The organism is Vibrio sp. 1-Bac 57 (genome assembly GCF_037546855.1).
Taxonomy (GTDB): Bacteria; Pseudomonadota; Gammaproteobacteria; order Enterobacterales; family Psychromonadaceae; genus Psychromonas.
Map to the genome: position 1 here is coordinate 1 of NZ_JALAAC010000099.1, position 1,018 is coordinate 1,018.

A 1,018-nucleotide genomic window follows, 5' to 3' on the forward strand; every position below is an offset into this window, starting at 1 on the left:
AGTAGTTAACCTGAGATCTGGATAAGCAGTCTTTACAATTACATTGTAATTGCTTCTAAATCTGGTCCGACCAACTTAATGCGTGGCTTTTGTGTTTTCAAACAATAAGCCACTACACCCGAAATAACATTAAGCATAAAACCGCTCTCGCTACGATGTCTACTATGCTCAACTTGAGATATATTTTTGAGTTGGTCATTGATTGTTTCAATGATATATCTCTTTGAAAGCATCGCTTTATCAAAGGCAGATATTACTTTAGCTTTCATGTTCTTACGCACTGTGGTTACTAAATCAACACCCGAATCCTTTAATTCCTTTGTTAAAGCTTTTCCAATATATCCTTTGTCTGCATATAGTTTTCCAGTTAAATTTTTACATAAATCAATAACAGGTGTTCGGTCATTTTCATTACCTGCAGTGATCTTCATTGCTAGGATTTCACCATTATGATTAATCAATAAATGAAGTTTAAAACCAAAGAACCAACCCATTGTACCTTTACCTCGTCTAGCTGATTCTTTGAATACTTTATGTCTTGGAATACGAATATTGTGGCTGACTTTAAGGCTTGTTGAATCAATAAATGCAATTCCCGTAGGTTTACCTTTGAGCGTTTGGAAGTAAGCACACATAGGGACAATTAATGTGGACATTGTATTAATAAAACGAGTGTAACTAAGAGTATTAGGGAAATGCTCAGACCAATATCGTTGAACTAAGCCGATATAGAAGTTCTTGAAATCACGATGATTTGATTGGTGGAATGCAATGACTATGGTCATTTTCTCACTAATCGTCATTTTAGAATGTCGGTTTCTTTTTTTAGTGCCGTCTACAATTAGTTGCTCTTCCCATTGAGGGCAAAATTGCATGCAAAAATCATCGACATCACAAAAAATTTCTACTAAGTTACTCATATGCCCACCTTGTTGTGCTTTCAAATCGTTCTTGGTCGAAAGATCTGATCGCTAGGTGGGCATTTAGTTCAACTCTTATCCAGAATTCAGGTTAGTTA

The 1,018-nt window shown here is 35.5% G+C and carries 1 protein-coding gene; it reads right to left on the reverse strand.

The window, feature by feature from the left end; all coding sequences use genetic code 11:
* Positions 1-38: 38 nt before the first annotated feature.
* Positions 39-920, reverse strand: coding sequence for an IS982 family transposase (locus tag MT391_RS20675; protein WP_499499977.1), 882 nt, complete (start codon positions 918-920; stop codon positions 39-41).
* Positions 921-1,018 lie beyond the last annotated feature (98 nt).